The sequence below is a fragment of the Sulfuricurvum sp. MLSB genome, from assembly GCF_000747095.1.
Taxonomy (GTDB): Bacteria; Campylobacterota; Campylobacteria; order Campylobacterales; family Sulfurimonadaceae; genus Sulfuricurvum.
In genome coordinates, this window is record NZ_JQGL01000148.1 from 20895 (window position 1) to 29797 (window position 8903).

The 8903-nt window shown below is 53.4% G+C and carries 8 protein-coding genes; 7 read left to right on the plus strand and 1 reads right to left on the minus strand.

Translation table 11 applies throughout. The features are described 5' to 3' along the window. Nucleotide 1 precedes the first annotated feature (1 nt). From lptE to rlmC, 5 genes are read left to right on the plus strand one after another with little or no spacing between them, the layout of a single operon-like run. Complete coding sequence (gene lptE / locus JU82_RS11435) at nt 2-514, plus strand: LPS assembly lipoprotein LptE (RefSeq protein WP_037950900.1); 513 nt, start codon at nt 2-4, stop codon at nt 512-514. Further along, nucleotides 515-2050, plus strand: coding sequence for a GGDEF domain-containing protein (locus JU82_RS11440; protein ID WP_037950903.1), 1536 nt, complete (start codon nt 515-517; stop codon nt 2048-2050). Further along, nucleotides 2047-3192, plus strand: a complete 1146-nt coding sequence (locus tag JU82_RS11445; RefSeq protein WP_037950906.1) for a Mur ligase family protein — start codon at nt 2047-2049, stop codon at nt 3190-3192. Before JU82_RS11440 ends, JU82_RS11445 begins: the two co-directional genes overlap by 4 nt. Then, the gene (locus tag JU82_RS11450) at nt 3192-6179 is read left to right on the plus strand and encodes a DEAD/DEAH box helicase (RefSeq protein ID WP_037950909.1); all 2988 of its coding nucleotides are present in this window, start codon (nt 3192-3194) and stop codon (nt 6177-6179) included. Before JU82_RS11445 ends, JU82_RS11450 begins: the two co-directional genes overlap by 1 nt. Then, nucleotides 6179-7297: a 23S rRNA (uracil(747)-C(5))-methyltransferase RlmC gene (rlmC, locus tag JU82_RS11455; RefSeq protein WP_037950913.1), complete on the plus strand. Its 1119-nt coding sequence runs from the start codon at nt 6179-6181 to the stop codon at nt 7295-7297. The genes JU82_RS11450 and rlmC overlap by 1 nt, the downstream gene beginning before the upstream one ends. Here rlmC and JU82_RS11460 read toward each other — a convergent pair. Then, a complete protein-coding gene (locus JU82_RS11460; protein ID WP_037950916.1) occupies nt 7264-7794 on the minus strand; it encodes a YgjP-like metallopeptidase domain-containing protein in 531 nt (176 codons plus the stop codon). The genes rlmC and JU82_RS11460 overlap by 34 nt on opposite strands. A 43-nt stretch (nt 7795-7837) precedes the next feature. Between JU82_RS11460 and JU82_RS11465 the strand changes: the two genes are divergently transcribed. Further along, complete coding sequence (locus JU82_RS11465) at nt 7838-8419, plus strand: hypothetical protein (RefSeq protein ID WP_037950919.1); 582 nt, start codon at nt 7838-7840, stop codon at nt 8417-8419. Continuing rightward, nucleotides 8416-8903: YmdB family metallophosphoesterase (locus JU82_RS11470; protein ID WP_037950922.1), on the plus strand; the 488-nt coding region annotated here is incomplete at its 3' end. The genes JU82_RS11465 and JU82_RS11470, both read left to right, overlap by 4 nt.

Genomic DNA, 8903 nt, shown 5'->3' on the forward strand with positions numbered 1-8903 from the left:
AATGAAATCGTTTGCCTCTTGGGTGTTAGCGGCTCTTGTGCTGGGCGGATGCGGTTATGCTCCGGGCAGCCATTATGCCAGAAATGTCGTTGGCGACAGTGTTAGTACCGAAGTGGTTGTGTCAATGGAAGATCCGCAAAATACCGTTATTATCAAGGATGCCGTCGATACGGCGGTTATTACGAAGTTCAGAGCCTCGCTGAAACCGAAAAACAGTGCCAAGACTCATTTGAAAATTTCGATCGGAGGGGTTGGATTTTCTCCGTTGCAGTATGATACGAACGGTTATGTTGTTACCTACCGTGCCGGGGTAACAATGAGCATCAGTCGGACGACGGACGAGAATACGACCTTATACTCTACAAGCGGTGTTTACGATTTCGCCATCGAGCCCAACGCGATCATCACCGATCAGGCACGGTTTGAGGCGATCTCCCAAGGGGCGCAAAAAGCGATCGATGCGTTTATTGCACAACTCGCATCCGAAGGTGCCGGAGCGCCAAAGGAAGACTAAATGACGATTCATCAAATTGTCCGCAATACGATCGATAGGCTGAAAGCCGAAGGAAAAACGTGGACGCCTGATGTGTATGCGGAGGTGTTTTGTGCCGAAGCGAAAAAAGCGGGCGTCGCCGTTGAAGATTGCGGCGGAGTCGAACGCTATCTGTCGCTTTTGGATAAAAAAACAGCCGAAGAGATCAAGCAATATCGGGTTAAAACGACCGCCGAACTGGTCCGCTTTCTGATTTCGAAAATGAGCCGCCTCAATCCCAGCGAAGCGTCGGCACTGGTAGAAATGCTGAGCACACTGGCAAAGAAAATGGCCCAAAGCATCGAAATGCTTCATAACGCCGAAGCGTCGGCATTGGCCAAAAAAACACTCAGCGTTTTGGACGAGCGGGGCGGGACAGGCCAGATCGATCTTCTCAAGCAGGCATGGAGCAATTTTCTCACGATCTACGATGATACCTACCTGATGAAACTGGCCGATTTCGGTCCGGTTGATACGGCCAGTCTGCGCCGTACGGTTGAAGGGCTTAACCTGCATAAAAATATGCCGGAAAGTTTGGTCGAGTATTCGAAGATTGTATCCTTGCTCGTTGCGTCACTGGTCCCTTCCGTCGCGCCGAAAATGGATGATGCCACGCTGAAGCTTTCTCAAAAACTCAAAGATTCTCCTTCGTTGATTATGAGCGAAGAGGTTGAAAAAGAACTCAAAACCGCAATCGCGATGCGGATCGCGCTCGACAAGCACAGTGTTGAAGAGATGGTTCATGCGCTGGACCGCCTTCTTGAAAAACTCTCGGCCCAGTTGATCGAGCTGATTGAGCGAAGCGAAAATTCGACGACGGAAATCCGGGAGGTCAAGCGAGATCTCGAATCATTGGAGGCCAATAAACCCGCCGATTTTAAGACGGCGCACAAACGGCTTTATACGATTGCCAACGCACTTGAAGAAAAAGTGGAAGTGCTGAGTAAGGATTTGAAAATCCACAACGACAAAGTGACCCAGATGGGAAAAAAAATCGCAACGCTTGAAGCCGAACTGGCACAGGCTCAGCAAGCGTCACGCGAGGATTATCTGACCAAATTGTTCAATAAGCGGGCGATCAGTGAATATCTGAGCGTCAAAGAAGCCGAATTCGCTCGGCACGGACGGGTTTACAGCATCGCGATGCTTGATTTGGACCACTTTAAAAAGATTAACGACACGTACGGGCACGAAGCGGGCGATGCCGTACTCATGGCATTTGCCAAAATCCTCAAAGAAGAAATCCGTTCGACCGATATTGTCGGGCGTTACGGGGGGGAAGAATTTATTGCCATTTTGGATGCCGATCTTGCCGGTGCCAAGATTTTCGGCGAAAAAATACGCGCGCACGTCGAACAGGCCCGTTTCATGTATCAGGATCATCGAATCGAAGTAACCGTTAGCATCGGTGTGGCGGACCGCAGTGAATTTGCAAGTGAAAAGTTATTGTTCAAAGGGGCGGATGCGCGGCTGTACGATGCGAAACACAAAGGGCGAAACCGCGTCGAGCCGGCATGAATCTAGACGACTTCCTCTCCGCCAAACCTCTTTTTTACGATGTGATCGATGTTGATCGCTTTCCGCAGGCCTATACTCGGATTTCCGGGGATCTTTCAAAGCCTGACATTATCCACGTCGTCGGAACGAACGGCAAAGGGAGTACGGGGCGGTTTCTCGCCACCGCGCTGCACCGTGCGGGCAAACGAGTCGGGCACTATACCTCGCCGCATATCATGCGTTTTAACGAGCGGATATGGATCGACGGGAGCGAGATCAGCGGCGATGCACTGGAAGCGGCGCATGTCAAGCTCTCTTCGATTCTGGACGCCAATACTGCGGAACGACTGAGCTATTTCGAATACACGACGCTTCTGGCGATGGTGGCGTACGAGGGGTGCGACTATGTTGTTTTGGAAGCGGGGCTGGGGGGCGAGTACGATGCGACGAATGTCTTTGATAAAGTGCTCAGCGTCTTCACTCCGATCGATTTCGATCATGCCGCGTTTTTAGGGACGACGATCGATTCGGTTGCGGGGACAAAACTGCGCAGCATGCAGCACTTTGCACTGATCGGAAAGCAAAAGCATCCCGAAGTCGAAACGATAGCGCGCACCGTTGCCGACGAAAAAGGGTGTGCCCTCTACGGTGTTGAAGAGAGAAGCACGTCGCATATCCGTGACATTGCATCGCGCGTTGCCATTAAAAACGGACTCAGCGATTATTTGCGCGATAATCTGGAACTTGCGATGTGCGCCTACGAATTGCTGGGGCATGAGGCACAGGAAACATTGTTTGATCAGGACGCATTGTTCGGACGGTTGAGCCGTATTGCCCCCAACGTCACCCTTGACGTCGGGCACAATCCTCTCGCCGCCCGTGAGATCGCGCGCGCGTATGCGGGGAAAAAGGTGACGTTGGTCTACAACACCTACCGCGACAAGGATTACCGCGAAATCCTCTCGATCCTCTCACCTGTGATCGAGACGGTCGAGATCATCGACGTGGACGACGTCCGGATCGCCGAGCGGGGCGATCTGGAAGCGGCGCTGAAGGAACTGAGTATTCCGTATGCATCGTTTGAAGCGGTTAAACAAGATAAAGAATATTTGATCTTCGGCTCGTTTTCTGTAGCCGAGGCGTTTTTGAAAAGGACAGCATAATGTCTCAGGCACGGCTCTACGAATATCTCAAAAAGCATCCCAAAAGTATCCCCGACATTCTCGTGTGCGAGGATGGCAAAGAAGCGGGTGAACTCTCCGATGTATGCGCATTTCTGGAAATCGATCACATCGTCCTTCCCGATTTTCGCGCTGCGTACATGGACGATCTGCGGCCGTTTAACGAAGAGCTGTTTGCCCTTTTCGGTGCGCTGCGCAGTTACTACCATGCCTCCAAAAAGCTGTTGGTCATTGCGCCCCTTAAAACCCTTCTGTTTCCTGTTCCCAAAAGCTCATTGCTGCAGAGTTTCGAGATCGAGTTCGCTTCCCGTATCGATCTGGGGGCGTTGAAAGAGAAACTGCTCTGCTGGGGATACAGTTTCGTCGATATGGTCGAGATGGAAGGGGAAGTGTCGCACCGCGGCGATATCCTCGATATTTACGTTCCGGGATCACAGAACCCGTACCGGATCAGCCTTTTTGACGATGAGATCGAAGAGATCAAAGCGTTCGATGTCGAAACGCAGCGTACCGAAAAAGAGGAGATTGCGAGCATCACGGTCACGAGTACCTTTTTCTCCCTCGATGCCGAGCAGTATAAACGTTTTACGCGTGCGGTGGAAAACGCGACCAGCGACAGCTTTGTCAAAGACATCGCTTCGTTGGGATACTGGGTACTGGGCGATGAGGGGCACGATCTGTGCGAGGGGAAAAAGGTCGTCCGTATCCGCGAGATGAAAAGCGTCATCGACGAGGCATACGGGCTGAATCAGCCGACGCTTGAGAGATCGCGCTTCGAAGGAGAAATCATCCCTGACGCGCAACTGTACGCGCCGTTGGTCGCACCGAATCTTGAGACGTTGCGAAGCGTCCACAAGAACAAAAACTTTACCCTGATTGCCGCGGGCGATACGCAGCTCAAAGCCGCCGGCGTATTCGATACCAAAGGACTCACGGTCAAAATCTCCGGGATCGTCCTAAGTCTCATCGGCCCGGACGAGGTTATTGTCTCGCTAAACCGCCACGAAAAGAAGCGGCGCCGACGCAAAACGTCGATCCTCCTCGATGATCTGAAAGTCGGCGATTACGTCGTCCACGAAGAGTACGGGGTCGGCATTTTCGAGGGGATAGAGCAGGCCGAAATCCTCGGCGGGATCAAAGACCTCGTCGTCATCAAATACATGGGAGACGACAAGCTCCTTCTTCCGGTCGAAAACCTCGATGCCATCGACCGCTACATTGCCTCCGGAAGCCTCCCCGTCCTCGATCGTCTGGGCAAGGGGAGCTTCGGCAAGCTCAAAGAGAGTGTCAAGGCGCGGTTGTTCGAGATCGCTTCCGAGATTGTCGGCATCGCGGCAAGCCGAGCGCTTATCAAAGCTCCCGCTATTGAATGCGACATCGGCGAGGTCAGAAGGTTCCAGGCACACGCGGGATTCGACTACACCCCCGATCAAAAGAATGCAATTGACGCGATCGTGGGCGATCTGGCTTCGGGCAAGATCATGGATCGTCTGCTCAGCGGCGACGTCGGCTTCGGAAAAACGGAAGTCGCGATGAACGCGATCTTCGCGGCTGCACGTGGAGGGTTCCAGTCGCTTCTCGTCGTCCCGACGACGCTTCTGTCTTCCCAGCATTACCAGTCTCTGAAAGAGCGTCTGGGCGTATTCGGGATACGGGTCGGCAAACTCGACCGCTTTGTCAGTACCAAAGAGAAAAACGCGATCCAAAAAGCCCTCGCCGCCGGTGAGATCGATTGTGTCGTCGGAACCCACGCGCTGTTCGGAGTCAGCTGTTCGAAACTCGGGCTTGTCATTATCGATGAAGAGCATAAGTTCGGGGTGAAGCAAAAAGAGAAGCTCAAAAACCTCTACGAGAACGTCCATCTCCTCAGCATGAGCGCGACCCCGATCCCCCGCAGCCTCAATCAGGCGCTTAGCTCGATCAAAACGATGTCCGAGCTTCTGACGCCTCCCTCTGAGCGGCTGGGGGTGCGGACGTTTGTCAAAAACTACGACGAAAAACTGATCAAAGAGGTCATTTTACGCGAACTCCGCCGCGGCGGGCAGGTGTTCTATGTCCACAACTCGATCGATTCGATGGTGATCAAATCGGGCGAGCTAAAAGCGATCCTTCCCGAGCTGCGCATCCTGATCCTCCACTCGAAAATAGGCGCGACGGAAACCGAAGAAGAACTGGCAAAATTCGCGAATAAAGAGTACGACGTATTGCTGGCGACGTCGATCATCGAATCGGGGATCCATATGCCGACGGTGAATACGATGATCATCGACGGAGCCGACCGCTTCGGGATGGCCGACTTGCATCAGCTGCGCGGACGGGTCGGACGGGGGCATATCGAGGGGTATGCCTATTTCATCGTCGATGACAAGGATCATCTCACCGAAGAGGCGAAAAAGCGGCTCGTAGCTCTCGAATCGAACTCGTTTCTGGGGAGCGGATCGATGCTGGCCTACCATGACCTCGAAATCCGCGGAGGGGGGAACCTTGTGGGCGATGCCCAGAGCGGTCATATCAAAAACATCGGGTACGCGCTGTATTTGCGGATGCTCGAAGACGCGATCAAAATTCTCACCAACCAGACGACCGCGGTCAAAGCCAAAGTGGACATCAAGCTGACCGTCAGTGCCTTCATCAGCGACGATGTCGTCCATGAAGACCGCCTGCGCCTCGAACTCTACCGCCGCCTCAGCCACTGCGAAGAGGTAAGCGAGATTTACGAGATTCTCGAAGAGGTCGAAGACCGCTTCGGTAAACCCGACACGCCGACCAAACAGTTTTTCGAGATTATGGTCATCAAACTGCTGTGTATCGGGAAAAAGGTGAAAATGGTGAGCAACTACAACCAAAACATCACAGTCGAGTACCTAAACGGTGCCAAAGAGACGCTGCAGAGCCAGAGCAAAGACGATGATGATCTGATCGCGGCGGTTCTGAATTATCTGCGTACCGCGAAGCCGAAGGTTCTGTGATGAGTTTTTGCAGTTATTTTGACACCTACCAGTGCCGCTCGTGCAGCTGGATCGATTATTTTTATGCCGAGCAGGTCAAACAAAAAGAGGCCCATTTACACGAGCTGTTGAACCCGTTTAATCCGGCGCAGTGGATCAAGCCCACGCCCAGTTCGCTCAAAGGGTTTCGCAACAAAGCCAAAATGGTCGCGATCCCGACCCTTGAGGGGGTCGTGCTGGGGCTGGATGAGGAGACGAGCCTGATCGACTGCCCGCTCTACGATGAGAAAATGCAGCGCGTCCTGCACGTTGTCCAGGAATGGCTTAGAGAACTCGGGATTCAAGGCTACGACGTCAAAAAGAAAAAAGGGGAACTCAAGTACGTTCTCCTGAGCCGAAGTGTCGCGGAAGGGACGATGATGCTCCGCTTCGTTCTGCGCTCGCCCGGCATCATTCCCCGACTTCAAGGAGAGTTGGAGAGCCTTCTGGCCAAAGCGCGCGAACTCAAAGTCGTTACGGCGAATATTCAGCCGGTGCACATGGCGATTCTTGAAGGTGACGAGGAGATTTTCCTCACCGAGGAACACCGTCTTGAAGAGCGTTTTAACGGCATCCCTTTGTATATCCGCCCCAAAAGTTTTTTTCAGACCAATCCCGCTGTCGCCGAAAAGCTTTACCGCACCGCGGCCGAATGGGCCGGCGAGACGAATCCTGCACGGCTGTGGGATCTGTTTTGCGGCGTCGGAGGGTTCGCGCTGCATTGTGCGGCACCTGAGCGGGAGATCACGGGAATCGAGATCGAGCCTGAAGCGATTGCCTGCGCCCGCGATTCGGCGCAGAAGATGGGATTTGAAGGATTGCGGTTCGAGAGTCTCGATGCGGCAACGTTCAGCGCGACGGCGGGAGCGGCTCCGGATGTGCTGATACTCAACCCGCCGCGTCGCGGACTGGGGGAACAGCTGTGCAAATGGATCGCCCGGATCGCGCCCGAGCGGATTATCTATTCGAGCTGCAATGCGATGAGCCTTGCGAAAGATCTGGAGCAGTTAGGCGGTTACCGCGTCAATCGCGTTCAGCTTTTTGACATGTTCCCCCATACGCCCCATTACGAGACGTTGATAGAATTAACGCGGCTATAAAGTTCTCCGAAGAGGTCAAAGTACGTCAAATACAGCCTCACGTCGAACTCGAGCTGATGGTAGTGCGGTTCGATGTGGACGCAGAGTTTGTAAAACGCCTTGTTGTGTTCTTTTTCTTTGAGATGGGACAGTTCGTGCGTGACGATCATCCGTAAAAACGGCTCGGGGGTCTGTTTGAACAGATGCGAAATGCGTATTTCGTTTTTGGCCTTGAGTTTGCCTCCCTGTACCCGCGAGACGAACGTATGGGTCCCCAGCGCCGATTGCAGGTCGCGGATTTTTGTGTCGTAGAGGACTTTGTTGATCGGCGGCGCATTGCGCAGATGGGCGGTTTTGAGTTCGGTGACGTAGTCGTAGAGACTTTTATCCGTCGTGTAGGGGTGAAGAGCCGGATATTTGGCGAGGAGATGCTCACCCAGACGGTTGTCATCGATGAGGTCTTGGACTTTGGAGCGCAGTTCTTCGTTGTAGTGTGCCAGGTATTTAAGCGTGTGCATACGCAATTGTAGTATAGTTTTAAACTTTATCCAAAGGTTCGAGATGGAACATCACAAGATCGACGAACTTGTCGCCAAGATCAAAGCGCTCGAATCGGAGCTGGAAGCCGAACTGCACAAGGAATACGAGCATTTCACCTGCGAGATTGCCAAAAAGCGCGAAGAGATACGTGCGGCGTACCGCCACGACCGCGAGGGGCTGCTGCGCTATCTGGCGACAACGCCGATTCTGCATCTGCTCAGCGCTCCCGTGATCTGGTCGTGTCTGATACCGGCGCTGTTCTTGGACCTTGTAGTGTCGATCTATCAGCGGGTGTGTTTCCCGATCTACAAGATCGAGCGGGTGCGTCGGAGCAACTACATCCTGATCGACCGTCACCGTCTTGGGTATCTGAACCTGATCGAAAAGCTCAACTGCCTCTATTGCAGCTATTTCAACGGCTTGATGGGGTATGTGAGTGAGATCGCCGCACGCACCGAGCAGTACTGGTGTCCGATCCGCCATGCGTCGCGGATGAAATCGATCCATTCGAAATACCGGAATTTTTTTGAATACGGCGACAGCCATACCTACCGAAACGGGGTGAAGGAATTGCGCAAAGCATTAACGGAGGAAAAAGAGTGAAAATAGCGTTTATCGGGGATATCATCGGCCGTCCGGGACGGGTCATGATCAAGGAACATTTGCCGAAACTGCGCCGCGAACACGGAATCGATTTCGTCATCGCCAACTATGAAAACGCCTCCCACGGCTTCGGCATCACCCTCAAAAACGCCCACGAGCTTCTGGCGACGGGCATCGACTGCATGAGCGGCGGAAATCATACGTGGGATAAAAAAGAGATCATTCCCCTCCTCGAAACCCTCCCGATGCTCCGGCCGCACAACTACCCCTCCGAGGTTCCCGGAAGCGGATGCCGCATCTTCGACGTCGGCGGGGAGAAACTCGCCGTCCTTAACATCATGGGGCATTACGGGATGCCGTACGTGGACAATGCGTTTCGCTGCGCCCGCGACACCGTCGCGTCGTTGCGCGAAGAGGGGATAGAGACTATCTTCCTTGATTTCCATGCCGAAGTCACCAGCGAAAAACGGGCGATGATGATGCT

Bases quoted from the DNA above. Each gene is read 5' to 3' on its own strand.
- lptE (WP_037950900.1), top strand. From the start codon at position 2: ATGAAATCGTTTGCCTCTTGGGTGTTAGCGGCTCTTGTGCTGGGCGGA.
- JU82_RS11440 (WP_037950903.1), top strand. From the start codon at position 515: ATGACGATTCATCAAATTGTCCGCAATACGATCGATAGGCTGAAAGCC.
- JU82_RS11445 (WP_037950906.1), top strand. From the start codon at position 2,047: ATGAATCTAGACGACTTCCTCTCCGCCAAACCTCTTTTTTACGATGTG.
- JU82_RS11450 (WP_037950909.1), top strand. From the start codon at position 3,192: ATGTCTCAGGCACGGCTCTACGAATATCTCAAAAAGCATCCCAAAAGT.
- rlmC (WP_037950913.1), top strand. From the start codon at position 6,179: ATGAGTTTTTGCAGTTATTTTGACACCTACCAGTGCCGCTCGTGCAGC.
- JU82_RS11460 (WP_037950916.1), bottom strand. From the start codon at position 7,794: ATGCACACGCTTAAATACCTGGCACACTACAACGAAGAACTGCGCTCC.
- JU82_RS11465 (WP_037950919.1), top strand. From the start codon at position 7,838: ATGGAACATCACAAGATCGACGAACTTGTCGCCAAGATCAAAGCGCTC.